This is a genomic window from Devosia sediminis (genome assembly GCF_016411825.1).
GTDB classification, from domain to species: domain Bacteria; phylum Pseudomonadota; class Alphaproteobacteria; order Rhizobiales; family Devosiaceae; genus Devosia; species Devosia sediminis.
The window spans coordinates 1-23,094 of the sequence record NZ_JAEKMH010000001.1; the positions used below are offsets into that span (position 1 = coordinate 1).

The window sequence follows — 23,094 nt, forward strand, 5'->3', positions numbered from 1 at the left end:
GAGGTGACTTGAGAAAGAAGTGCCCGGTGCAACCCATCGGGCGCTTTGCTGTTTGAATTTAGATTCACGCCAAAGCGGCCGTGTCGGAACTGGCAAGCGAAGCTCGCACTTGCCTCCGGCTTGGAAAGGGCGGCTATCGGCGGGAACATGTCCGCGCCTTCGCCCAACACGCCGAGTTCGCGGACGACGCGATCTACATCAAGGTCAGCAAAAAACACCCTATTGAGGACGTCGGTAGCCACCAAAGGAGGGAAGTCGGCTGGAATCGGCGTTCCCGGTTTTTACCAAAGTGGCGGACCGGGTGGGATTCGAACATACGCCGAAGTAATCGGCTTGCGCTTGGCTACGCCGTGAGCAATGTCGGCTTTCGGGACGCCGCAAGCGGAAGTCGAACGGTCAGAAAGGGGGCGCATTGCGGTCGAAGTACAGTAGCCTGCTGAACGGCCGCTTTCCCGGCTTGGGCGCCCAGAAGCGGTCGGGCAGCTTGCCACCCCCCCTTCGACATTGCGACGGCCAAAGCGGAACGGCAGGTTTTGGGAAATCAGAATCCGGGCCTAAATGGCAGAAATGGGGCGCAGTGAGGACGTGCAGGGCAGGGGCATGTAGCGGCTCTGTCGGACTGGGCAAAGCCGCGTTGCTTAGATCTCTGTTGCCTCCGATAGCGAGAGTGCATCGTCTACGTCGACACCCAGATACCGCACCGTGTTCTCGATCTTGCTATGCCCGAGCAGTATCTGAATAGCCCTCAGGTTGCCGGTGGCCTTGTAGATGATCGATGCCTTGGTTCGGCGCAGGGAATGGGTGCCATATTCGTGGGGTGTCAGACCTATTGCGGTGACCCACTCGTCGACCAGCCGCGCATACTGACGCGTGCTCAGGTGTCGATCAGCACTAACGCGGCTCGGAAAAGCGAAGTTATCTACCGTGCCGCCTCGTCGGCCAAGCCAGGCAAGCAGGCTAGCTCTTGTGTCTGAGGTGATCTCAAACTGAACGGGTCTGCCCGTCTTTTGCTGGATCACCATCGATCTGGAACGGATTGTTGGTCCAGCCACGAGTGTGCCGATCTTGATCTTCACCAGATCGCAGCCTCGCAGCTTGCTGTCGATCGCCAGATCAAAGAGCGCCCGATCTCTCATTCGTCCTTCCCGATCGAGGAAGAAGCGTATCGACCAGATCTGTTTTACCGTGAGCGCCCGCTTGGCACCAACTTGCCTGCCGGCATTCCAAGCAGGCCTTCCTGCAGCGGCAGGATCATACTGTGAGATACCCATTACATTTCTCCTGTGGCCGAAGCGGCCAGTGGAAGAACGATTATGGCATGGCCCCAGATGAAGACTGTTCGCTCCAATGTAACAGGGCAGGGGCAGCCCTCGACCCATTTCAGTCGTTCGCACGTGAAGCTCACGTTCCCGAAAGCTGCCATTCGTTTCGAACAAGCGGGTGGGCCACAGTCAACGGTCACGGAGATATCTACCGCGACTTGCCGGCGCAGCAGGTGGAGATCGCGGAGATGCAGGCCTGGCTGGCGAGGGAAGCAGCCGACCTTACAACCAATGACTGAGCGCCCTGCGAAAAGGAGCTCGAGATGTTTGCACACCTTCTGATTGCCTATGACGGATCCGAACTGGCTGAGAAAGCTCTAGATCTTAGTCTCCAGCTAGCCGGAAAACATGGTTCCGCGGTGACGATCCTCGCCTCGACCGAGCCAATCGAAACCGGTCTGGGCACAGGCAGCTTCGGAGCGTTCGAGACAAAGTCGATCAACGAAAAGTTGGAAATCGGCTATTCCGCCGCGGCAACCGGTACCCTTGAAGCCGCTGAAAACAAGGCTGCGACGACCGGCATTACCGCGGAGAGCCTATAAGTCGGCAACAAGCGCGCTTCAAATGCGATTTTCGATGCCATCGATAAGTTAGGTATCGACCTTGTAATTATGGGGTCTCATGGAAGACGCGGCTTGCAGCGGCTCCTGTTAGGTAGCCAAGCCTCGGCAGTGTTAGCGACTTCGAAAGTGCCCGTGCCAATCGTCAAGTAACGCGACAGGTAGATGCTCTGTCAAATAGAGAGTCCGGTCAACTGACGACCGGACTCAAGCTCGATGGCGATGATCAGACGGCCCTCTTTGCCACGATAGGTAGAATATTTTTCATAGTCTTGACTGGTTGCGACATCGAGGCTGAAGACGAGGCCGACATTTCGATTCCAAGCCTAGCAGAGGTTTAAACACCCAGCAGCATCGGCCCCAATGGTAGATTAGATTAATCAGATCGGCGCCTTTCTAGAGCGCCGATCTCTTTAGTAAAGCTAGATACGATTCCGCGTATGGTCGCTGCCAGCCGTGCGGTCATCCTCGATCTCCACCTCAGTCTTGCGCACTGTGTCGCTGACTGTTTCGGTGCGATCGGTCCCTTCCTTGCGCAAGGAGATCTCCTCCACGACGCGTGCTTCCTTACCGACGACCGCTTCCTCGGCATGCTCTTCGGCTTCGATCACACGATCAGTGAAGGCGATGTCGGCATCGCCCAAGGGGCGGTCAACCGAACGGCGCTCGATGGTAACATTCTCATTGTGCAGATTGATGTCGGCGCTGACGGGCTCTTCGCGGACATAGGAGCGTACTCGGACACGGCCAAGATTGACGTCCCGCTTTCCGACGACCAAGCGTTCATCTACCACGGGGATGCTTTCACTCGAGCCTTCTTCCAGGGTACGGGAGGTCGCCTCGCTGGACGTAGCCGATCCTGCCTGGCCCAGCGAGCTAGACCGAGTGCTTGAAGAGCCGTAGCCGGAAACGCTCTCGCTGGAATAGCCAGCCCAGCCCTCCGAACGCCAGCTTTCCTCGCGCTGATCGAGATCGATTGAACCCTCGTCATCGAGGATATCTACGGCGACATCGTGCTGACTGGCGGCCAGGTTGTCTACCACGACCAGGTAGCCGCCGCGGGAGAGACCTTCGGCATAGCTGTAGCGGTCTTCGTCTGGAAAGAAGAAGTCCGAAAGGGCAGCGAAGAAGCCCTGATGCTGCTCGGCACGGTTCTCCACTGCTGCGTCGCTCTCGTTTCCGGGTACGATGCGAACACTGTCCCGGTGAATTCCCGCATCGACCAACCGGTCGACGGCGCGATTGGCTTCTGACTGGCTGTCGAACAAGGCGGAAAGTGTCCGGGGGTCGGCACTCGAGATCTGGCTCATTTTTTCAGACTTCCTCTTCGGTTGCATGATCGAGATCGTCGACCCGGTGTATCGTGGCGCTTTGCTTCCGCAGCGGCACGGAGGTCTCAATGATCTCAGAAGAAACGGTCCGTCGTATGTGGAGCTCTTCCCGAACAATAAGACGCTTTTCGACGACGATTACCTCTTCCACTACCGGGACGATGGTGACATCGCCTTCCGTGCGTATTGTTGGCACAACATCGACTTCGCGATTCACTGACACCCTTTCGACAGTGACATTCTCGCTCCGGACCGCAGCACTGACGAATTCGTCGTGGATTTCGGTGCGGGTCTCAACCCGCACCTTTCCAGTGACGACGTCACGTGTGCTCACGGTCGCGGTCTCGGCAACCACCTGAAGGGTTTTTGGGTGAGCTTGCATGACCATTCCGTTTCGGGAAAGGTGAAACGGCGATGCAGGTTATAAGTTCCGGACCCAACTGCCGGCGATCACACTTAGTGGCCGGTACTCTAGTCCCGGAGCTACGAGGCTGTCCGGACTTTGGGGGTGTCAGTCAAGCCATCCGGGGATGCGTACTGTTCCGTCCGTTTGCCTTTGCAGTGTAGAGGGCACGGTCGGCCACAAGCAGCAGATCGGTAGCGTCACTCATGTCCGCCGACGACGCCGTATATGTAGCCACACCCACACTGGCCGTTACGATCCCGAAAGGACTCGACTCATGTGGAATGGCTATCGTTGAAATTTCATGCCGAATGCGGTCCGCTGTCTCCCGCGCGGCCCGAGCGGAAGTATTGGGCAAAATCACCGCAAATTCCTCGCCGCCATACCTAGCCACAAGATCACGCCCGCGGACCGCTCCGAGCAAACAGGCCGCGATCTGCTTAAGGCATTCGTCTCCTCGAATATGACCGTATGTGTCGTTGTAGAGCTTGAAGTTATCGACGTCGATCATGAGGAGGCTAAGTTCTGAACTGCCTTCACGGCTATCCTCGAATGCAAGTTCGAGTTGCGCGTCGAAACTACGACGGTTGAGCAGGCCCGTGAGACTATCGGTTGCGGCAAGCTTCTTAAGCTCGCCAGCCATCGAGATGGCCTGCTCCTCTGACCTTTTGATCTCGGTAAAGTCAGAAACAAGAACCATCGCGGCGCCGGATGGCGTTGCCCTTGTCCGTAGATGCAGCCATCTTCCGTCAAAGAGGCTGACCTGCTCATCGCCGCCCGTGGCAAGCGAGGACGCGACCAATTCGATCCATTCTTCCGCCGCCAACCCTGAGGCGTTTGCCTGTTCTCCAGTTCGAACGACCTCACGCATGATGTCGCGAATATGTACCCCGGGCTGTCGAAGGTGAGCAGTCCTCGGGAACAGGGTGCGGTACCGTTCGTTGCAAAAGGTAAGATTTCCGTGGCCGTCGAACATGGCGAGGCCATCTGCCATTTCGGACACCGCGAAGTTCAGCAGATCCCGGCTGTCCAGCAGATCCTGCTCCAACTTTCGGCGCTGGGTAATGTCACGAGTGACGCCTGCGATGCCGATCATCCGGCCATCCTCATTCCGGACTGGAACCTTCGAGGTGGAAAACCAGCGCTCCCCTGCGCGCTCGTTCAGTCGTTCCTCGAAATCTAGAAGAGCCTGACCCGTAGTAACAATGCGCTGCTCTGCCTCGAAGAGCTGCACTGCTCTATCGGCGGACGTGAGGTCGAAATCTGTCAGACCGATCATGTGCTCTGGTCGATCGAAGCCATTGTACGCTGCGACTTCCCGGTTCACGGCTACGAATTCACTGCGTTCGTTCTTGACGAACTGGAAGTCGGGAGTTTGGGCGATCGCGGCCCTCAGGAGCACACGCTCGTCCGCAGCCCTTTTGGTCTGCAGGACCGTAAGGCCAGCCATGATCGTAGCGATAACCGTCAACACGATCACAGGAACCACAAGCGGCACCAGGGAAGGGCTGAGGTAGGAAGACGGCAGTGCCACAAGGCTCAGGAACCATACGGCACCGGTGCCGATAGAAAGCATGACGATGTGACGTGCTCGAATGTTTTTTCCCACGGCTAAGTAGCCGAGTGTTCCCAGGCAGCCCGCAAGCACGATGTTGGAGAGGCCGACCAGCATTCCCGGTCCGCCGGCCCAGCCTCGGAATGCTGCGCTAATGACTGTCGCCAGAAGTCCGGAGGCAGGACCGCCGAAAAAACTGGCGATCGCTATAAGGGCAGCCCTCAGGTCGAACATGACACCCGGATAAAGCTGGATAGACAGCAACATCGAGGTGATAGCGCCTAGCCCCATAACCAGGCCGAAAAGCAAGTGACGAACAGGTCGGATTGCGGCGGCAAACCAGAACTGCAGATTAGCCCACAGAGATATGAAAAAGGCTACCGAAAGAAGGTTGATGGTCAGCTGCGCCCATAAGCTCCAAGGCTGGTCGGTCATGTAACCCTCCGGTCGGCTCGGAGTACACCAAAAATGTTAATCACCGATGCAATGTTTCCCGCTCACCCATGTCTGTGGCCGGACGCGATCCGTGAAGGCATGTGCGCCTGGTCAAATGCGCTGCGATCGGAAACTAGCCAAAGGAGTTCGACGGGAGCACGTAGCCTTCCCGACGTGAGAGGACGTTGCAACTTAAGTTAAACGCCGGCATTTAATGCCGAAAGGGAGTTCCGCAGATGCCTTCCTATGAGCGTTTTCGAAAGGGAATGCGCACGCCGTGGGACGCCGTCATCGTTACCGTTCGACAAGGTAGTGGACGAACCGTGGCTGACGTTGGGGCCGTTGACTACATCGCGGACTTCCCCGAACCGGTGCCATCGGCACTGCAGAGAGCCGAGGAGGTAAAGCGGCAGCTCAAGCTTAAGCGGGTAGTGGTTCTCCTCGAAGAGGACGTGATTTGGCGGGACGACTGGGGCCTGCTTTCGGACACGTGCGACGACGCGTAGGGGGTCCAAAGCTGCTTTTCATCCAGTGTAGAAATAACCTCAAACCGAAAGAGGCTGCGCATCGTTGATGGCCCGCCTGCCCACTGGACGAGTGTGCGGCTCCCAATATACCACTAATTTCAGGCGGCAGTTTTTACCGCTTCTGCGGGGCAAATCATGTCAGAAGTTACGCCGGTGCGCGACCCGACCTTCATGTTAGGGGGCGGGGAGATGGGCGAACGCATACGGCGTTTCGATTGGGCGAAGTCGCCGCTTGGCTTACCTGCACAGTGGCCGGGCAGCTTGCGAACTCTCATACAGGTTATGCTGAGTTCCACGCAGCCGATGTTCATCGCCTGGGGTCCCGAGCGGACGATGCTCTATAACGATGCGTACACGCCGATGCTGGCGCAGCGTCACCCTGAGGCACTGGGGAGCCGGTTCACCGAAGTCTGGGCAGATATCATCTTCGATATTGGTCCCATCATAAATGCGGCCTTTGCTGGCATCTCAACGCACATGGATGACATCCAACTCTCCATGGTGCGGGATGACCGTGTCGTGGAGACTCATTTCTCCTTTGGCTACACGCCCGTCCTGGATGCAAAGGACCGGGCAGTTGGTATGTTCTGCACCGCAGTGGAGATAACCGAGGAGGTGCGGCAATCAAGGATGAGAGGCGCCGAGTTGGACCGCCTGCGTGAGATGCTGGCGCAGGCACCTAGCTTCATGGCCATGCTGAACGGTCCGGACCACGTCTTCGAGATCACCAATGACGCCTACTTGCAATTGATCGGCCATCGGGATGTGCTGGGCATACCGGCTCGCGAAGCCCTTCCTGAAGTGGAAGGACAAGGGTTTTTCGAACTGCTCGACAGTGTCTTCACGACTGGGCAGCCATATGTCGGTCGGGGGCTGCCGATAATGCTGCAGAGACGACCAGGCGGAAAACCTGAACAGCGCTTTCTCGATTTTATCTATCAGCCAATTCGCTCGGCTGATGGTTCGATCACTGGCATCTTCGCGCAAGGGCATGACATAACCGACCAAAAACTGGCAGAGTTGGCTGCCGCAGCGAGCGAAGCAAAGTTTCGGCGACTGGCACAATTGCTCCCCAACCACGTCTGGACAGCGCAGCCGGATGGAAATCTCGACTGGTTTAACGATCAGGTTTACGCCTACAGCGGCGCCCATGCTGGGGAATTGGACGGAAACCAGTGGGTGCACATCGTTCATCCGGAGGATGTTCCCTCGGCTGCGGAGTCATGGGAGCGGTCCCTTTCTACGGGTGCTCCCTATTCCACTGAGTTCCGGCTGAGGCAACACGACGGCACTTATAGGTGGCACCTGGCTCGAGCCAATCCTGCAGTCGCAGCCGATCGGCACGTGGAGTATTGGGTCGGGACCAATACTGACATCGAAGACCAGAAGGAGGCGGCGCTCGCGCTCCGTGAAAGTGAGCTACGCGTAAAGCTTGCCTTGGCAGCTGCACAGATGGGCGTCTGGGAGTGCGACTTCATCGACGGGCGATTTGCTAATCTTCGCGGCGACGATCATGCCATCCACCTTTTCGGCGGGACAATAGACCAGCACGAGAGTTTCGACGACTTCGCAGCGCGGGTTCATCCCGAAGACCGAAGTCGGATGGCGCCAGCCGCGTTGGCAGCGCTCGATCCCAGCGGGGACGGTATTCTGGATATCGAATATCGTGTGATGCTTGACGACGGCAGCACGGCTCGATGGGTCCACGCCCGTGCTCAGGTTCTTGACGAGATTTTTGGCCAGCGGTTGGTGGGCACTGTCCGCGATATAACCCAGCGAAGAGACAACGAAGCCCGGCAGAATGTCCTTGGACGGGAGTTGGAGCACAGGATCAAGAACACGCTTGCGATGGTAAGTGCGATAGCCAGCCAAACGTTGAAAGGCGACGATATTGCCGAACGCCGTAAGACCTTCGACGCTCGTTTGAACGCGTTAGCCCACGCGCATGATCTCTTAACCGCCAAGACGTGGCAGAGTGCCCCGATACAGAGCGTCATTGAAAGTGCGCTGACCCCGCATATGTCGGCTCCCGACCGTTTCATTATTGAGGGAGAGCATATCTCTCTCTCAGCGAAGCAGTCCCTTTCCATGGCTTTGACTATTCATGAGCTTGCTACAAACGCAGCGAAGTATGGAGCACTCTCCACATCCGAAGGCTTGGTCCGCATTAGTTGGACACTCGACGGCTTAAACGAGACAGCAGAGCGGCAGTTTGTATTCAAGTGGCAAGAGTCGGGTGGTCCCAATGTGGTCGAGCCGGAACGGAAAGGCTTTGGTTCCAGGCTCATCACCCGGGTGCTGCTGCCGACTTCGATGGAGATGTCCGGATCGAATATCGTCCTGAAGGCGTTATGTGCATCTTAGCGTCGCCGGCGGCCATGGTTGAAAACGATGCTGAATAGTTCTGCTTCCGAGGTGATGTAGCGTGGCGCGTTCAAGGCTCGTTGTTCTGGTCGTCGAGGACGAAGCGATCGTCCGAATGGCTATCTCGGACCATCTCACTGATGAAGGTTTCGAAGTTCTCGAAGCTGCCGATGCCAAGCAGGCGATCAGCCTGTTGAGTCGCTATCGCGAGATCCGCCTCCTCTTTACCGATATCGACATGCCCGGTGGAATGGATGGACTGAAACTTGCCGCTGCCGTGCGGGAGCGCTGGCCCCCCATAAAGATCGTTGTGACGTCCGGCCACCGCCGTGTATCGGTTGAAGAATTGCCGGTCGATGCCCAATTCGTGCCCAAGCCTTACAGCCCCGATGCTGTTGCTGACGCTTTCAGGAAAGTGTTGCACTGATCGTTGTCCGCTCTACAGTCTGGTAAGACGCCGTTAGCAACGAAGAGGCCCCATCATCCGAGCGGCTGATCATGGAGCTCACCGGACCAGTTTTGCAAAGCCATAACCGACAGAACTACAGGTTACCGCCTGTGCAGCTCGCACGTTGCTTCGAAGGTTGTGCGACCCACAGATGTGTAGGGCCATGCCGAAAAACTGTAGGCGAAGGCACGTTGGTCACATAGACAGGGAGCAAGATCTGCTGGCTCTTCGTTTCCGACCCTGGAGCAACCGCTCGGCGACGACATCGTTGTTAGTTCAAAATGGGAGATTGGCCTGTGGCAGAGCAAGCACGAACTTCGGGCAGCGGTCGGGGCAGGGATGCTGATAGACCTCAAGAAATTCCGGTCGTTGGCTGGAAAGACGTGCTTATTCGCACATACCGAGAAATAAATGACGACCGCGTTACGCTGATCGCCGCAGCGGTCACCTACTATCTTCTTCTTTCCCTGTTTCCCACCATTACAGCTTTTGTTTCGATTTACGGACTGTTTGTTGATCCTGCGACCGTCGCTGAGCATATCAACTTGCTCGCCGCAATTGTGCCGGAAGGCGGCATGTCAATCGTCAATGAGCAACTTACCAAGTTGACCAGCACTGGGGGGACCACACTTGGCGTCGCTTTACTGACCTCCGTTGCCATTGCCCTGTGGAGTGCAAGCTCAGGCGTGAAGACCATGTTTGAGGCGATGAATGTGGCCTATGACGAACGGGAACAACGGAATTTCTTTGTCCTCAACGGCACCGCCCTGATGTTCACCTTTGCCGGGATCGTGGGTGCCATGTTGATGATCGTGGCTGCCGTTGTGGTACCCGCTGCGCTCGCCTTTATCGGCCTTGGCGAGGGCTTTGAGTGGTTGCTGCGCATTGGCTCTTATCTGCTGCTGGCCCTTGTGCTGATGCTGGGTCTTGCTGCGCTTTACCGCTTTGGTCCGAGCCGTCAGCAAGCCAAGTGGCGCTGGGTTTCGCCTGGTGCGGGACTCGCCACCGTGATTATCCTCGTGGTTTCGCTGCTGTTCTCCTGGTACGCCGCCAATTTTGGCAATTACGATGCCACCTATGGGTCGCTCGGGGGGCTGATTGCCCTGCTGACCTGGATGTGGATCAGCGTCACCGCAGTCATAATCGGGGCAGAACTTAATTCGGAAGCGGAGCGTCAGACAACGCGCGACTCCACTGCCGGTGCTGACTCGCCACTAGGTCACCGTGACGCGGTGGCAGCCGATACGGTGGGTGAGCCAGCTGGAGAAGCCCACGACAGAGACGAAGGTATGGTTGGCAGAAGCGCGGACTGGGTTGCTGGCTTCAACGCTGCCAAGACCAAGTTTAAATCGCAGCGCCGCCATTCCCTGGGTGCCATGACCGCGGCGCTTCCTCTTTCGCTGGCCCTTAGTGCTCTCAGGCGGGAGAAGCGCCGATAGTTTCCAGCCACTTCTTGGCACCAGCGCGCCTGGCGATGCTGGATCATCCGGTGTGTTTCGGCGTGCAAAATTGACCCCGTTATGGGGGTAATCGGCTTCTAATTTTGACCCCCTGGATTTGTTGATCAGACTGCCTGTTTTGGATTTGACGGGCGGTTAGGGGATGAAGGGCGTGGATACGATTGCACGGGTTCGTCGGGCATATTTCGTGCAAGGCAAGTCCATCAAGCAGATCGAGCGGGAGCTGCATGTTGCGCGCAACACGGTGCGCAAGATCACCCGGTCGGGCGAGACGCACTTTTCCTATGAACGAGAGAAGCAGCCGTTGCCGCGGATCGGTCCGTGGCCGGCTGAGTTGAACCGACTGCTGCTAGCCAACGAGGGGAAGGCCGCACGCGAGCGGCTTACGCTGATCCGGGTGTTCGAGGAACTGGCGGGCCTCGGCTACGAGGGTAGCTATGATGCGGTCCGGCGTTATGCCCGGAGCTGGAGCCAGGATCGCTCGGCCAATGTGGCTTCGGCGTTCGTGCCGCTGAGCTTTGCGCCGGGAGAAGCCTATCAGTTCGACTGGAGCCACGAGATCGTGCTGCTCAATGGCACGACGGTGACGATCAAGGTCGCCCATGTGCGGCTGTGCCATAGCCGGATGATGTTCGTTAGGGCCTATCCGCGCGAGACCCAGGAGATGGTGTTCGACGCTCATGATCGGGCGTTTGCCTTCTTCAAGGGTGCCTGCACGCGCGGCATCTACGACAACATGAAGACGGCGGTCGAGACCATCTTCGTGGGCAAGGAGCGGGCCTACAATCGGCGCTTCCTGCAGATGTGCGGCCATCATCTGGTTGACCCCGTCGCCTGCACGCCAGCCTCGGGTTGGGAGAAGGGTCAGGTCGAGAACCAGGTCGGCCTGGTGCGGGAGCGCTTCTTTACGCCGCGTCTTCGGTTCCGGAGCTATGACGAGCTCAATGCCTGGCTGCTGGACAAGACCATTGCCTATGCCCGGGCACACCGGCATCCCGAGTTCCGCGACCGAACCATCTGGGAGGTGTTCGAAGCCGAGCGGCCCAGCCTGGTGACCTATGCCGGTGCCTTCGACGGCTTCCATGCTGTGACTGCCTCGGTCAGCAAGACCTGCCTGGTGCGGTTCGACAACAACAGATACTCGGTGGCAGCTCATGCTGTTGGCCGGCCGGTCGAGATCCGGGCCTATGCCGACTGCATCGAGTTGCGCCAGGATGGCCTCGTGGTGGGCGAGCATGCTCGCTCCTTCGGGCGCGACCAGACCATCTACGATCCCTGGCATTACGTGCCGGTACTGGCGCGCAAGCCGGGTGCCTGGCGCAATGGCGCTCCCTTCAAGGACTGGGTGATGCCGGCCAGTATCGAGAAGATCCGGCGCCGGCTGCGCTCTGCAGACGATGGCGACCGGCAGATGGTGAGCATCCTCACCGCCGTGCTCAGCGATGGCCTGCCGGCGGTCGAGACCGCTTGTGCCGAAGCGGTGCGCGAGGGGGTCTGTTCCGCCGATATCGTGCTCAACATCCTGGCCCGGCAACGCGAACCCCGCAGCCCGGCCACCATCCTGAACACCCCACAGGCCCTTATGCGTCTTTGACTCACCTCAGCAAGTTCCCGGTCAGCTGGCTCAAGATAGATCAGTCGTTCATTCGTGAACTGGGGGACAGTCCGGACGCTACTGCGATCGTCAAGGCTGTGATCGGTCTGTCGCGTAGCCTTGGTATTCAGGTAGTCGCGGAGGGCGTTGAGACGCTCGACCAGTGGCGCGAGCTAAAGAGACGAGGTTGCGACCTCGCGCAAGGCTACCTCATCGCCAAGCCGATGAGCGCAGATCGCGTTCCGCATTTCATGAGGACCTGGCAGGGGGTAAATACGCGCTCCAAGGGAAAGCAAGCCGCTTGCTAGTGAATTCTTCCCTGCCGAAGAAATCCGACATGGAGTAACGGGCATGCATCAGTGGGTTTACGTCAGCAAGTGCATCGTTCCTGACGCTGACATCCAGAACGCGATCGACAGTATCATCAAAGTCAGCCAGTCCAGAAACATGGACCTTCAGGTAACGGGGGCATTGTTCTTCACCGGCACCCACTTCGCTCAACTACTTGAGGGACCGCCAGGCGGTATGATGACCCTGAGGTCATCCATCCTCGCTGACCCACGGCACAAGGACGCCCTTACTATGCTGGAAGGAAGAATCGAACAGCGCCGCTTCCATGGTTGGGCACTGGCCTATTCCGGACCTTCGCTGGTCCTCTCTTGAGCGGTGCATCGCTGCATTCGTGAAAGGGGCCCGGAAAAACATCGGAGCGCTGTAGCTCTTGTGGACCTTATGATAGAGATAGCCGCGTGAAGCGGAGGCGGGTAACTTGGTTCGCCGCGGAATGACTGCTTCGGCAGCCTCTTGTCTGAAAGCGGACTGACTGGTTTCCACCCCATTTCAGCCAGGAGCCACTTCCGATGCGGATGCCGAAATCTTAGTGTTCGCAGCCACACTTGGGATCAAGATTTCCCAATCATTACAGTGCCCATCTATATCGCAGCGGGTGCGCCATTCCATCTTATTGATGGAGTTTAGCAATCTGGGTTTGTTGGACTTTCGCCTGCCGCTGTTGATACACAGAGGTGGTCCACATGGTCCTTTCTATGCCGTCTCCTTTCAAGCACCCTGCCACTGGCGTCTACTGGTACCGCCAACGCGTTCCGGCGCGGTTGGCATCCTCTGCAAAGGGGAAAATGGTCACCGTGACCGTCGATGGTCACCCCGGCCACCGGACAGAACAGTGCGGTAAAGGTCTCGCGGATGGTCACCTCCATCGCGGCCCGTCGCGGCGGCGGCCATGCGGTGATGACGCAGAACGGCCTGGAACTGCTCGACATGGAGACCGGCGCGCTCACGCCCGTGGTCGACCCCGAAGAGAGCATCGAATCCAATCGCTTCAACGACGCCAAATGCGACCGTCGCGGTCGCTTCTGGGCGGGCAGCATGGCACTCGACGCCTCGGCGCCATCGGGCAGCCTCTATTGCATCGAACCCGACGGCACCTATCGCCGGGTGGATACCGGCTTCACCGTGTCGAACGGCATGGACTGGAGCCCCGACGACAAAAGCATGTATTTTGCCGACTCGGCTCAGGGCTGCGTCTTTGTTTATGATTTCGATCTCGAACGCGCCACGGTGAGCAATCGCCGCCCGCTCATCACCATACCGGCCGTGGAAGGCAAGCCAGACGGGCTGACTGTCGATGCCGAAGGCGTCATCTGGGTCGCGGTCTGGGATGGGTGGTCGGTGCGGCGCTACGCCCCCGACGGGCGGCTCGACCGAATTGTCGTTGTTCCCGTGCCCAGACCGTCGAGTTGCTGTTTCGGTGGCCCAATCTCGACCGGCTCTATATTACCTCGGGCCGAATTCGCCTTGCCGAGCGTATGCTGGTCGAAGCGCCGCTGTCGGGTGGGCTGTTTGTCTTTGAGCCGGGCGTGCGCGGCCAGCCGGGCGGGCAGTTTGCGGGATGAGTACCAACCTCTATCCGAGCCTGAAGGACAGGTCGGTTCTGGTGACGGGCGGGGCGTCCGGCATCGGCCGGGCCATGGCCTTCGCCTTTGCCCGGCAGGGTGCGCCTGTTGGGATTGTCGACCGTGATACCGAGGGTGCGGCGAAGACGGCCACAGCTATTAGTGCCGATGGGGGCAGGGCCTTTGCGGCCCCCGCCGACGTTACCGATATCCAGGCGCTGCGCGCGGCCATTGCCAGTGTCGCTGCGGCCATGGGGCCGATCCGCGTCCTCATCAACAATGCCGGCAACGACCAGCGCCACGACTTTGCGACCCTGACGTCCGACTATTGGGACGAACGCATGGCGGTCAATCTGCGTCACCTGGCCTTTGCGGCGCAGGCGGTGACGCCGGGCATGGAAGCGGCAGGCGGCGGCGTCATCATCAATCTCGGCTCGACATCCTGGATGCAAGGTGCTGCGGGCCTCATCGCTTATGGCACCGCCAAGGCCGCCATTGGCGGGTTCACGCAATGTTTCGCGCGCGATCTCGGTCCATCGGGCATTCGCGTCATGTGCATTGCGCCCGGCCGGACCATGACCGAGCGGGCGACAGCCGGCGGGCTGGATCCGGACTACGAGGCCCAGACATTGGCGCGGCAGGCGGTGAAAACCTTGGTCCTGCCGGAGGACATCGCCAATCTTGCCTTGTGGCTGGCCAGCGACGACGCCCGCATCATGTCGGGCCAGACCATCATCGCCGATGGCGGCCACATGATGCGCTAGGCGCTGCCCAGTCGCCTGATGCGCAAGAGCACGTCCGCGATGATCAGGGCGTGCACCACGACTGCAAGGCCCAGGGCGACGAGATGGAAGCCGGCGTCCACCGGTCCGATGGCAAGGATCGTCCAGAGACTGAGCGGCAGGAAGATCACCAGCGAGGTCATGAGGCCCGGATTGTAGCTGCGGAACCGTACTGCCGCGCCGATATGGGTGACCCCATTGAGGAGCATGGCATAGGGTGCCACGAGTCCGAAGCCGCCACCCCAGAGATAGGCCGCGTAAAGGGCCGCCAGATTCAGCCCCCAGACCACGGGAAGGTTGATGACGAGGACGGCCGTGGTGCTAAGGGCTTCCTTGCCCCCAAAGATCCGCTGGTTGACAAAGGTCCGGAACCGGTCGCCCGTATGCTCCTCGACCTGGTGCAGCATATAGCCGGGGCTGTGGAGGAAGAGCAGCACCAGGGGCAGGGCATAGGCGGCGTGCAGCAGGGGCACGATGGCTCGTGGTGATCTGGGTGCAGGACAGCACGGGCTCTGCATTGTCGCCAAGCGTCGTGTCGTGGAGGCTGCCGTCATTGCCGGTGCTCCACCACTGCCACTTGCCGGCCGCATGGCGCGTGCCGGAACCCGAGAGGATCGAGGCAAAGACCAGGTGCTGTGACACGCCGGTCACCGGCATGGTGGCGAGATAGTTGGGGTCGGCGTTGACATAGGTCACCTCAGGCGGACATTCAGCGCCGCAGTTGTAGGTCACGGTTCTGCGCTGGAACTCGCCATCGGTGGTCAGCTCCACCTGGCCCGTGGCCGCATTGGCAGCAGCGGGGATCGACAGTACGGCAAGCAAGGAAAACACGGCGACCAGGCGTTTCATGGGACAGGGCTCCATCTGGGGATGTCACCTCAATAGCCAGTGGTCCAGGGTGCCGGCATCCTCAGTTCTGAGGATAGTGGCGGCGCCCGTGCCAGCGTAGATCTGGGACAAGCCTCCACTCCCGAGCCCTGCAATGTCGAACCCAATTACCGCGGCCAAGTCAGCAACGCCCTTCGTCACGTCCGAGGCTATGGTACCGGTCGCGGCACTCTTCGTCGGAATTGCCCTGCCGCTCGGCCACGATCAGCTAGACCACTTGCCGGTCCCGTTCGAACTCGTCGCGTCGCTCGTCATCATCGGGTTTGTCTTCTGGACCGTATTCGTGGTGCTGCACCACGCCGAGGCGATTGCCCACCGCGTCGGCGAGCCGTTCGGCACCCTGGTCCTCACCACTGCAGTCACCGCCATCGAGGCCTCGGTCATTGTCTCGGTCATGCTGCATGGCACGCCAAACCCGACCATTGCGCGGGAATCGGTATTTTCCACTGTGATGATCGTCTGCGCCGGCGTCATAGGCCTCGCGCTGTTGCTGGGCGGATGGCGGCATCATCATCGGGAGCACAAGCGCCAGGGGACCAGTGCCCTTCTCGCTGTCATCATGGCCCTGTCGGTTCTGGTTCTGGTCCTGCCCAACTATACGCTGAGGACAGGGCCGGGCGAGTTTTCGCCTTTGCAACTGATGTTCATCAGCGGCCTTTGCCTCCTCCTCTATATCGGCTTCGTCATTGGCCAGACCCAGCGCTACCGGGAGGACTTCCTGGATGCAGAGGCCGGTTCAATAGGTCGCCACGAAGCGTCCGGCAGCCCGGTTCGCAGCTTCGTCCTCCTGGGCATTGGCCTCGTGGGCATTGTGCTGATGGCCGAGTATGTCGCTGCCACACTTGAGACGGCGCTCGAGGCGGCGCATGTGGAGCAGGTCGGCGCCATTGTCGGCGCGTTCGTCGCCACGCTGGTGCTCCTGCCCGAAACTGTCGCGGCAATCCGCGCAGCGATGCACAATCAGCTACAGCGCAGTCTCAACATCGCCTTGGGTTCAGCCTGCGCCACGATCGGCATGGCCGTTCCTATTGTGGCCCTGATCAGCCTTTTCACCGGCCATCCGCTTATCCTCGGCCTTGGACCGGGAGACACCGTGCTTTTGCTTCTGGCGCTGGGGGTCAGCATCGTCAGTTTCGGCAGCGGACGCACGACCGTGCTGACCGGCGTCGTCCACCTCGTGATCTTCGTGGCCTATGTCCTGCTCATCGCCGTGCCGTAGGCCTCCCACAACCAACTACCTGACACGTAGCTGTCACTGCTGCCCCGCCGCTCTACAACGGTGCCGCACATGATGGCAGCGTGATGGAGGGGCTGATGAAAGGGGTCGTGATCTTCGAGGTGCCGGGGGCAAGACCCGACCGAGATCGGATTTTGCGGAAGCGTCCTGAAGGCGATTGCCTGATTGTCGCCGTCGACAACGTGTCCGAAGTCTCGCCCATTGCCGTTTCGCTCGTCGAGGCGGGTTTCGAATTGGTGGAACTGTGCGGAGGCATCTCGCCGAAGGTGCGCCATGACGTGCGCGCCGCGACTGGCGATCGCGCCCGCGTCAGCTCGGTGACCTTCGGCATCGAATCCCTTGCTTCGGCGGCGCGCTTCAATGACGCTTTCAACCGAGGCGAGATTCCCAAACAGGCTTTCGTGGTTCTTGATACAGCGGCGCGCCCGGGCGAAACGCCCGAGGTGATGACGCCACACAGCATTCCGACGCCCATCCATTTCGTGAAGGACGCCGAAGCCGCAGCAGACGTCGTCCGGCGACTGGTCGCGGAGGATGTGTTATTGGTCGAACTTTATGGAGGGTTTTCAACCGGGGACATCGCCATGGTCATCAACGCGGCCGAGGGCAGGGCTGCCATCGGCAGCGGCGGCTTTGCCATCGACGCTCTGACTTCCTGAAAAAAAACGGCTCTGCGACGAAAATTTCTGCGTCGCTGTCACAAGTCTCATTCCGCCGGCGTCAAGGAGGCAGCGAGCCAATGATGGCACCGCAAACCAGGAGAGACCAGAATGACCCAGCGCATGCAGAACCCCGCCTTCGCCATTGCCAATGTCGGCCCCGCCTTGATCTCGTTGGGCCAGGCGCTCGGCGCCGCGCGCACCGGCAATATCCAGCCCAAGCTCGTGCTGCTCACCCATGTGCGCACCAGCCAGCTCAATGGTTGCAGCTACTGCGTCAGCTTCCATTCCCGTGAAGCGCGCAAGGCCGGAGAAACCGAAGACCGCCTCTATGCTGTCGCCGCCTTCCGCCATTCGAGCCTCTTTTCGCCGGCCGAGAAGGTGGCGCTCGAACTGACCGAGGCGGTGACCGTGGTCGGCAGTGGCGAGATGGTTTCCGACGCGCTCTGGGCCGAAGCAGGCCGCTATTTCACCCAGGAAGAGCTGGCGGCGCTGCTTCTCGAGATCGCGACGACCAATCTCTGGAACCGCCTCAATGCCGCTACCCGGCAGCAATTCCACCTCAAGGCGGCTGCCGCCGCTGCCTGAAGCCAAACCATGGGGGCCGGCGTCGCGGCCGGCCCCTGCGAAGGAGCAAGATGATCTCTGCCGCCATGCTCGGTGAATTTGAAACCAACCGTCCGCGCCTTCTCAGCATTGCTAGGCGCCTGCTCGGATCTTCCGGCGACGCCGAGGATGCCGTGCAGGATGCCTGGATGCGCTTTTCCGGCAATGACGGCGCCATCGACAATCCCGGCGCTTGGCTGACGACCGTGGTCAGCCGTCTTTGCCTGGACCGGCTGCGCAGCCGCAGGCGGCGTGGCGAGGAGGCGCTCGAACCCATCGAGGGAACCATCGTGTCCATCACCGATCTGCCTGATGCGGCGCGCGATCTCGCCGATGCCGTGGGCGATGCAATGGCGCAGGTGATCGACCGGCTGCATCCGGCGGAGCGCGTGGCCTTCATCCTCCATGATATGTTCGACGTGCCCTTCGATACCATCGGAACCATACTCGGTCACAGCTCCGCTTCGGCGCGACAACTGGCGAGCCGGGCCCGCCGCCGCGTCCAGTCGGGGCCGCTGGCGACGCCGGATCGCGACGCGCGCGCGGCTGTCGTCTCTGCCTTCCTGCGGGCGTCGCAAGAGGGGGATCTGCCCGGCCTCATTGCGCTTCTTGCGCCCGATGTGAGCTTCAACTTCGACGATGTCGCAGCGCGGCTCGGGGCCGAACAGGGACTTCACGGTGCCGAAGCCGTCGCTCACTTTTTCAGCGGTCGCGCCCGGACCGCGGAACTGGCCATGGTCGATGGGGATCCGGGGATCATCATCGCCCCGACCGGCACTGTGGCTCTGGCGCTCCGCGTCACCTTCTCGGGCGACCGTATCGCCGCCATCGAAGCCATTGCCGATCCCCAGTTCATCGCCGAAATGACCATTCGTGCGCTGCGCTGAGGTTTAGGCAATGGCTGCGGCATCTGCTGGTCTGGGGGAAAACCCCCAGAGACATGCCATGGCCAGCCCGGTTCTGCGCTCCGGCGGGATGATCCATCCTGCCGGTGCCTGAAACGAGGTTTTGCCATGCGACAACCCTTTGCGATCGCCGCCATGTTGGTAGTTCTGCCCGGCCCTGAAGAGGTCCGTTTCCACGGTCAGCCCCTTGCGATCAACGTTCGCCCGAGCCGCGTCCTGATAGTGGTTGTGCTCCGGCTCTGTGAGCTGCGCAGGGTAGACGGGACCTATACTGTCCACACAAGCTGGCAGGGATGGTGTGCTTGTCCGGTATTCTGGCCGACAAAACAGGCCGCCAGCGGCTTTGCCGCGTGTTGCGTCGCATTGCTGCCCCGCTGGCAGCGTGCATGGTCGCAGCGTTGAGGAAAGTGTGATGGACTCGAAGTATCATAGCACTCACTCTTCGCCTCAGGGACCCGCTGTGCCGGCCAATCCGCTGTTCAATCGCCAACGCTGGCTCATGGTGCCGCGGCAAAGCCTTTTCCTCCTGGCTGCGCTGCCCTTGGCGGTGACCGTGCCGACCCTTGTCATCACCCTGATCTCGCTGGGCGCGGGCCTTCTCGTCCTGGGCATCGGCTTTGTCATTCTTGTCGTCGCCGCAACCCTGTCACGCTGGTTCGGCCTGCTCGAACTGGAACGCCTGGCGTGGACTGGGGCCGTGCCGATCGAGCCACCCGATTGGCCCCGGTCGGCAAAACCCGGGCTCATCGCCAGTATCATGGCGGTGCTGACCGATCGCCATCAGTGGAGCTACATCGCCTATTCGGTGCTCTATCTCTTTCTCGGCACGATCACCGGCAGCCTGGCACTCACCTGGCTTTCGGCAATTGCCGTCGGTGCCACCCGCTGGCTCTGGGTTCAGTGGGTGCCGACGACGATAGCCGATATCTCGCTCCTGGCACTGGTTTTTCCGGCCGTCCGCACGCTGCCGACCTTCCTGCACGAAGTGGTCGTCAACACCTACTATGCCCTGATCTGCGCTGGGGCTCTCGTCACCCTGCCATGGGTCGTGGATGCCTTGGTCTCGGTACACGATCGTCTGGCCCGTCTGTTCCTGGCCCGCTACAGCCCCGAGGAAATCGACGAGCAGATGGCCGGGCTCCGCCGGTCCCGGCAGGCAAGTGTCGCCGCCGAAGGCCGCGCCCTGCGCAGGCTGGAGCGCGACCTGCATGACGGACCCCAGCAGCAATTGCTGCGCCTGCAGCTCGACCTGGCCTCGGCCCGCCGCAGGATCGCCAGCGACCCGGAGGCAGCGACACGCCTGATCGACGACGCTGCGCGCCGCTCGGCAGAAACACTGACCGAGCTGCGCCATCTGGTGCGGGGCATCGCACCGCCGATTTTGCAGGACCGCGGCCTGGCCGCTGCCTTGCAGGCGCTGGCGGAGCGCAATCCCATTCCCGCGACGGTGACAACGGCAATCGACCCCGCAGCACAGATCGAGCCAGCCGTGCAGCAGGGGGTCTATTTCGTCGTGGCTGAACTCATGGCCAATGCCGTCAAGCACAGCAAGGCAAAGCGGGTTACCATCGATTGCCGAACCGACACGTCAACCAGGAGCCTGGCATTGACCATCCTCGATGATGGCAAGGGCGGGGCAAAGCAGGTGCCGGGGCATGGACTGGCCGGTATTGCCGAGCGTATCGAGGGTCTCGGGGGAGCCTGGTCGCTCGATAGCCCGGTGGGCGGACCGACCCGCGTCACTGTCCAGGTGCCGATCTGAAGGAGAACCGCGTGCCCGCGCCCATGCATCGCATCGCCATTGTCGACGATTCCGTTTTGCTGCGCGAAGGGCTGGGCCGGCTCATCGAGGAGGCCGGCTTCACCCTTGCCGCCGCCTTCGGCAGTGGAGCGGAGCTTCTGGCGGCCATGCCGGGGCTCGAGGTCGACCTCCTCATCATGGATGTCCGCATGCCGCCCACTTTCACGGATGAAGGGCTGCGCCTTGCTATCCAGTTGCGCAGCAATACCCCGCGCTTGCCCGTGCTCATCCTCAGCCAGTTCGTCGAAAGCCTCTACGCCCAGGAGCTGTTTGCCAATGGCCAGGGCTTTGTCGGCTACCTGCTCAAGGACCGGCTGGTTTCCATCGATGCCCTCTACGATGCCATCGAGCGCATCATCGCCGGTGGAACCGTGCTCGATCCCGAAGTGGTCAGCACGCTGATCAACGCAAGACAGGACCCGCTGGTCTGGCTGACCTCCCGCGAAAAGGACGTTTTGGGCGCCATGGCGGAGGGCCTCACAAACCAGGGCATCGCCAACCGCCTCAACATCGGCCTGGGTACCGTCGAAAAGCATGCGACGGAAATTTTCTCCAAACTCGAACTGAACAGCGACACACACGACCACCGCCGCGTCCTCGCCGTGCTGACATGGCTGAGAAAGTCTGCCCATGTTGACCGCTTCGGTCAGCCCGGCTGAGGAATTGATCGGCAGAAGATAGCTGCAATTTCATCGGGAAGATTTAGGCCGGCAGACGCTCGTCCGCGTTCCAGGCCAGGTCGCTGCCGCCTTGCTTCAGCCGCTCCTGCAATTCGCTGGTCCTGGCTTTCGAGGCCCAGACATCCCGCGCCGCCAATCCCATGTCGAGGCAGTAGCTTGCCAGCGTTCCTGCGGCCTCGCCGATCGACCATTCGGAGGGATGGACGCGATAGCATCCATTGGTAATGTGGGTGGTGCCGATGGTCTTGCCGGCTGCGACGACATTGGTCACATCCTCGGGAATCAGCGCGCCCAGCGGGATTTCAAACGGGAGCGCCGCCACATCGAGATAGTTGGCGCCGCCCGTCGTTGGATGCAGGTCAATGCGATAGGCGCCGGTGCCGACACTGTTGTCGTAGTGCAGGGCGCCGCCGGTGCGCTGCGCCACGGCAATGTCCTGCTCGCGAATGGTGGTGAGGGCCCGGATGCGGCGGCCTTCGCGGATATAGGGCGCCTGGGCGAGCCCGGTCGAGGTACCGGTTATGTCCGGCCGGAGGCGAAGCCCGGGATAACCCTTGCCGCCATCGGGACGCGGCGCTTCGGTCTGGAGCCAGTAAAGCAGGCTGAGGCTGAGCTGGCCGGCGCGGCGGATATGCTCATCGGCGTCAGGCACGCCGTAGACCGGGCCTTCGAGATAGTCGTTCATCGGCCAGTTCACCAGCGTCACGTCGCTGGCGAGAAAGCCGGGCTCGAACGTGTCGCGCGCCAGAATGCGGCGATAGCTCCAGAGGTCAGGCACGCGCAGCGCGTCCTCGTGGCTTTCGTGATGGGCGGCGAAGTTCGGCCGGAAGCGGGGCGTGACCGGCGCCAGCGTGCGCGGATTGGGATAGCGCCAGTCGAGCAGCGGATTGGGCCAGGAGGGAGGCCGGACGCTGCGCCAGTGATCGTAATCCGCAGGCCGGTCGATGGTGTGGTCGCCTTCGACGTGGTCGAGCGCCATGACCATGGTCGCGGCCTGCATGTCGGTGGGGTCGCCGATTTCCGGGGCACTCGGCTCGCCGGTTTCCGAGCGCGATTCCGTGCCGCTGCGATGGGCAATGCCGGCGAGGTCGATGAGGTCGCCGGTTTCGCTGGCCTCGAGGAAAACGGGCGCGGACAGCGACCACGTTTCGCCGGATTTGGACGTGAGCGTCACCGCCACGACGCGGCGATTTTCGACCACGGCGGCGGTAGCGCGCGTCTCGCGCAGCATGACGAGGCGCTGTTGGGCCACAAAAGGTTCGAGCATGGCGGTGAGCACGTCATGGGCCACGCGGGGCTCATGACAGAGCGGGGAAACCCAGCCACCGCCGGGGTTGAGGTAGGTCTCGGCGCGTGCGGATACGCTCAGGGGGTAGAACTGGCGATAGTGGGCGCGGACCAGTTCGCGATAACGGCGATAGCGGCGAGTCGAGCCATGAGTCTCGATCCAGGGGTGCTCGTCCGGCGGGACGGCCTGCGAAGTCAACTGCCCGCCGATCCAGGCATAGGGGTCGGTCATGACCACGCGCTTGCCCGCCTCGCAGGCCGCCAGCGCCGCGGCCACGCCGCCGACGCCACCGCCAATGATGGCGATGTCCGCATTCAACTCGCGCATGGGGATGTC

At 60.8% G+C, this 23,094-nt stretch carries 23 protein-coding genes and 2 pseudogenes; 17 read left to right on the top strand and 8 right to left on the bottom strand.

All coding sequences use genetic code 11. The annotated features are described in order from the left end of the window. The coding region (locus JEQ47_RS20490) for a hypothetical protein (protein ID WP_210337923.1) at positions 1–242 on the bottom strand (242 nt) is incomplete at its 3' end. Positions 243–638: 396 nt separating this feature from the next. Continuing rightward, complete coding sequence (locus JEQ47_RS00005) at positions 639–1,271, bottom strand: tyrosine-type recombinase/integrase (RefSeq protein ID WP_198874344.1); 633 nt, start codon at positions 1,269–1,271, stop codon at positions 639–641. A 314-nt stretch (positions 1,272–1,585) separates the two neighbouring features. Here JEQ47_RS00005 and JEQ47_RS20525 point away from each other — a divergent pair. Continuing rightward, a pseudogene (locus tag JEQ47_RS20525) lies at positions 1,586–2,035 on the top strand (universal stress protein). A 269-nt stretch (positions 2,036–2,304) separates the two neighbouring features. Here the strand turns inward: JEQ47_RS20525 and JEQ47_RS00020 are convergent. From JEQ47_RS00020 to JEQ47_RS00030, 3 genes are all read right to left on the bottom strand, one after another. After that, entirely contained in the window at positions 2,305–3,192 is an 888-nt protein-coding gene (locus JEQ47_RS00020; RefSeq protein ID WP_198874346.1) for a YsnF/AvaK domain-containing protein, read from the bottom strand. Positions 3,193–3,196: 4 nt separating this feature from the next. Then, positions 3,197–3,601: a DUF2382 domain-containing protein gene (locus JEQ47_RS00025; protein ID WP_236020604.1), complete on the bottom strand. Its 405-nt coding sequence runs from the start codon at positions 3,599–3,601 to the stop codon at positions 3,197–3,199. Between the two features lie 127 nt (positions 3,602–3,728). Continuing rightward, positions 3,729–5,606, bottom strand: a complete 1,878-nt coding sequence (locus JEQ47_RS00030; RefSeq protein WP_198874347.1) for a diguanylate cyclase — start codon at positions 5,604–5,606, stop codon at positions 3,729–3,731. A gap of 236 nt (positions 5,607–5,842) precedes the next feature. On the opposite strand from JEQ47_RS00030, the gene JEQ47_RS00035 reads away from it, so the two are divergent. The 9 genes from JEQ47_RS00035 to JEQ47_RS00070 all read left to right on the top strand — a co-directional run bounded on the left by JEQ47_RS00035 (position 5,843) and on the right by JEQ47_RS00070 (position 14,676). Beyond that, on the top strand, positions 5,843–6,112 hold the full coding sequence (locus JEQ47_RS00035; RefSeq protein ID WP_198874348.1) for a hypothetical protein: 270 nt from the start codon (positions 5,843–5,845) through the stop codon (positions 6,110–6,112). A gap of 156 nt (positions 6,113–6,268) precedes the next feature. Beyond that, positions 6,269–8,497: a PAS domain-containing sensor histidine kinase gene (locus JEQ47_RS00040; protein WP_198874349.1), complete on the top strand. Its 2,229-nt coding sequence runs from the start codon at positions 6,269–6,271 to the stop codon at positions 8,495–8,497. A 61-nt stretch (positions 8,498–8,558) separates the two neighbouring features. Then, positions 8,559–8,924, top strand: coding sequence for a response regulator (locus tag JEQ47_RS00045; RefSeq protein ID WP_198874350.1), 366 nt, complete (start codon positions 8,559–8,561; stop codon positions 8,922–8,924). 317 nt (positions 8,925–9,241) lie between these two features. Further along, positions 9,242–10,384, top strand: coding sequence for a YihY/virulence factor BrkB family protein (locus tag JEQ47_RS00050; protein WP_328767712.1), 1,143 nt, complete (start codon positions 9,242–9,244; stop codon positions 10,382–10,384). A gap of 163 nt (positions 10,385–10,547) precedes the next feature. Beyond that, a complete protein-coding gene (istA, locus tag JEQ47_RS00055; RefSeq protein WP_198874352.1) occupies positions 10,548–11,999 on the top strand; it encodes an IS21 family transposase in 1,452 nt (483 codons plus the stop codon). After that, entirely contained in the window at positions 11,996–12,307 is a 312-nt protein-coding gene (locus JEQ47_RS00060; RefSeq protein WP_236020605.1) for an EAL domain-containing protein, read from the top strand. The genes istA and JEQ47_RS00060 overlap by 4 nt, the downstream gene beginning before the upstream one ends. Before the next feature lie 43 nt (positions 12,308–12,350). After that, on the top strand, positions 12,351–12,662 hold the full coding sequence (locus tag JEQ47_RS00065; protein WP_198874353.1) for a BLUF domain-containing protein: 312 nt from the start codon (positions 12,351–12,353) through the stop codon (positions 12,660–12,662). A gap of 492 nt (positions 12,663–13,154) precedes the next feature. After that, positions 13,155–14,039 carry an SMP-30/gluconolactonase/LRE family protein gene (locus tag JEQ47_RS20530; protein WP_236020606.1) on the top strand — a complete coding sequence of 295 codons (885 nt, stop codon included), beginning with the start codon at positions 13,155–13,157 and terminating at the stop codon, positions 14,037–14,039. Then, positions 13,954–14,676, top strand: a complete 723-nt coding sequence (locus JEQ47_RS00070) for an SDR family NAD(P)-dependent oxidoreductase (RefSeq protein ID WP_328767717.1) — start codon at positions 13,954–13,956, stop codon at positions 14,674–14,676. The genes JEQ47_RS20530 and JEQ47_RS00070 overlap by 86 nt, the downstream gene beginning before the upstream one ends. Here the strand turns inward: JEQ47_RS00070 and JEQ47_RS00075 are convergent. Beyond that, positions 14,673–15,167, bottom strand: a complete 495-nt coding sequence (locus JEQ47_RS00075) for an HXXEE domain-containing protein (RefSeq protein ID WP_328767719.1) — start codon at positions 15,165–15,167, stop codon at positions 14,673–14,675. The two genes, JEQ47_RS00070 and JEQ47_RS00075, sit on opposite strands and share 4 nt — an antisense overlap. Before the next feature lies 1 nt (position 15,168). Here JEQ47_RS00075 and JEQ47_RS00080 point away from each other — a divergent pair, with 1 nt between their 5' ends. Continuing rightward, entirely contained in the window at positions 15,169–15,333 is a 165-nt protein-coding gene (locus tag JEQ47_RS00080) for a hypothetical protein (RefSeq protein ID WP_198875763.1), read from the top strand. Here the strand turns inward: JEQ47_RS00080 and JEQ47_RS21150 are convergent. After that, positions 15,289–15,558 (bottom strand): annotated as a pseudogene (locus JEQ47_RS21150) (hypothetical protein); the annotation flags it as partial. The gene JEQ47_RS00080 and the pseudogene JEQ47_RS21150 overlap by 45 nt on opposite strands. Positions 15,559–15,676: 118 nt before the next feature. Here JEQ47_RS21150 and JEQ47_RS00085 point away from each other — a divergent pair. From JEQ47_RS00085 to JEQ47_RS00110, 6 genes are all read left to right on the top strand, one after another. Beyond that, positions 15,677–16,801, top strand: a complete 1,125-nt coding sequence (locus JEQ47_RS00085) for a calcium:cation antiporter (RefSeq protein ID WP_236020607.1) — start codon at positions 15,677–15,679, stop codon at positions 16,799–16,801. Positions 16,802–16,896: 95 nt separating this feature from the next. Next, positions 16,897–17,478 carry a DUF6506 family protein gene (locus JEQ47_RS00090; protein WP_198874356.1) on the top strand — a complete coding sequence of 194 codons (582 nt, stop codon included), beginning with the start codon at positions 16,897–16,899 and terminating at the stop codon, positions 17,476–17,478. A 111-nt stretch (positions 17,479–17,589) separates the two neighbouring features. Then, positions 17,590–18,066, top strand: coding sequence for a carboxymuconolactone decarboxylase family protein (locus tag JEQ47_RS00095; RefSeq protein WP_198874357.1), 477 nt, complete (start codon positions 17,590–17,592; stop codon positions 18,064–18,066). A gap of 50 nt (positions 18,067–18,116) precedes the next feature. Then, positions 18,117–18,971 (top strand): sigma-70 family RNA polymerase sigma factor, encoded by an 855-nt coding sequence (locus tag JEQ47_RS00100; protein WP_198874358.1) that lies wholly within the window; start codon positions 18,117–18,119, stop codon positions 18,969–18,971. Between the two features lie 478 nt (positions 18,972–19,449). Beyond that, positions 19,450–20,751 carry a sensor histidine kinase gene (locus JEQ47_RS00105; RefSeq protein ID WP_198874359.1) on the top strand — a complete coding sequence of 434 codons (1,302 nt, stop codon included), beginning with the start codon at positions 19,450–19,452 and terminating at the stop codon, positions 20,749–20,751. An 11-nt stretch (positions 20,752–20,762) separates the two neighbouring features. After that, complete coding sequence (locus tag JEQ47_RS00110; RefSeq protein WP_211201579.1) at positions 20,763–21,449, top strand: response regulator; 687 nt, start codon at positions 20,763–20,765, stop codon at positions 21,447–21,449. Positions 21,450–21,492: 43 nt separating this feature from the next. On the opposite strand, the gene JEQ47_RS00115 is transcribed toward JEQ47_RS00110, so the two are convergent. After that, positions 21,493–23,085: an FAD-dependent oxidoreductase gene (locus tag JEQ47_RS00115; protein WP_198874360.1), complete on the bottom strand. Its 1,593-nt coding sequence runs from the start codon at positions 23,083–23,085 to the stop codon at positions 21,493–21,495. Between the last annotated feature and the right edge of the window lie 9 nt (positions 23,086–23,094).

Bases quoted from the DNA above. Each gene is read 5' to 3' on its own strand.
- JEQ47_RS00005 (WP_198874344.1), bottom strand. From the start codon at position 1,271: ATGGGTATCTCACAGTATGATCCTGCCGCTGCAGGAAGGCCTGCTTGG.
- JEQ47_RS00020 (WP_198874346.1), bottom strand. From the start codon at position 3,192: ATGAGCCAGATCTCGAGTGCCGACCCCCGGACACTTTCCGCCTTGTTC.
- JEQ47_RS00025 (WP_236020604.1), bottom strand. From the start codon at position 3,601: ATGGTCATGCAAGCTCACCCAAAAACCCTTCAGGTGGTTGCCGAGACC.
- JEQ47_RS00030 (WP_198874347.1), bottom strand. From the start codon at position 5,606: ATGACCGACCAGCCTTGGAGCTTATGGGCGCAGCTGACCATCAACCTT.
- JEQ47_RS00035 (WP_198874348.1), top strand. From the start codon at position 5,843: ATGCCTTCCTATGAGCGTTTTCGAAAGGGAATGCGCACGCCGTGGGAC.
- JEQ47_RS00040 (WP_198874349.1), top strand. From the start codon at position 6,269: ATGTCAGAAGTTACGCCGGTGCGCGACCCGACCTTCATGTTAGGGGGC.
- istA (WP_198874352.1), top strand. From the start codon at position 10,548: ATGAAGGGCGTGGATACGATTGCACGGGTTCGTCGGGCATATTTCGTG.
- JEQ47_RS00065 (WP_198874353.1), top strand. From the start codon at position 12,351: ATGCATCAGTGGGTTTACGTCAGCAAGTGCATCGTTCCTGACGCTGAC.
- JEQ47_RS20530 (WP_236020606.1), top strand. From the start codon at position 13,155: ATGGTCACCCCGGCCACCGGACAGAACAGTGCGGTAAAGGTCTCGCGG.
- JEQ47_RS00080 (WP_198875763.1), top strand. From the start codon at position 15,169: ATGGCTCGTGGTGATCTGGGTGCAGGACAGCACGGGCTCTGCATTGTC.
- JEQ47_RS00085 (WP_236020607.1), top strand. From the start codon at position 15,677: ATGTCGAACCCAATTACCGCGGCCAAGTCAGCAACGCCCTTCGTCACG.
- JEQ47_RS00090 (WP_198874356.1), top strand. From the start codon at position 16,897: ATGAAAGGGGTCGTGATCTTCGAGGTGCCGGGGGCAAGACCCGACCGA.
- JEQ47_RS00095 (WP_198874357.1), top strand. From the start codon at position 17,590: ATGACCCAGCGCATGCAGAACCCCGCCTTCGCCATTGCCAATGTCGGC.
- JEQ47_RS00100 (WP_198874358.1), top strand. From the start codon at position 18,117: ATGATCTCTGCCGCCATGCTCGGTGAATTTGAAACCAACCGTCCGCGC.
- JEQ47_RS00115 (WP_198874360.1), bottom strand. From the start codon at position 23,085: ATGCGCGAGTTGAATGCGGACATCGCCATCATTGGCGGTGGCGTCGGC.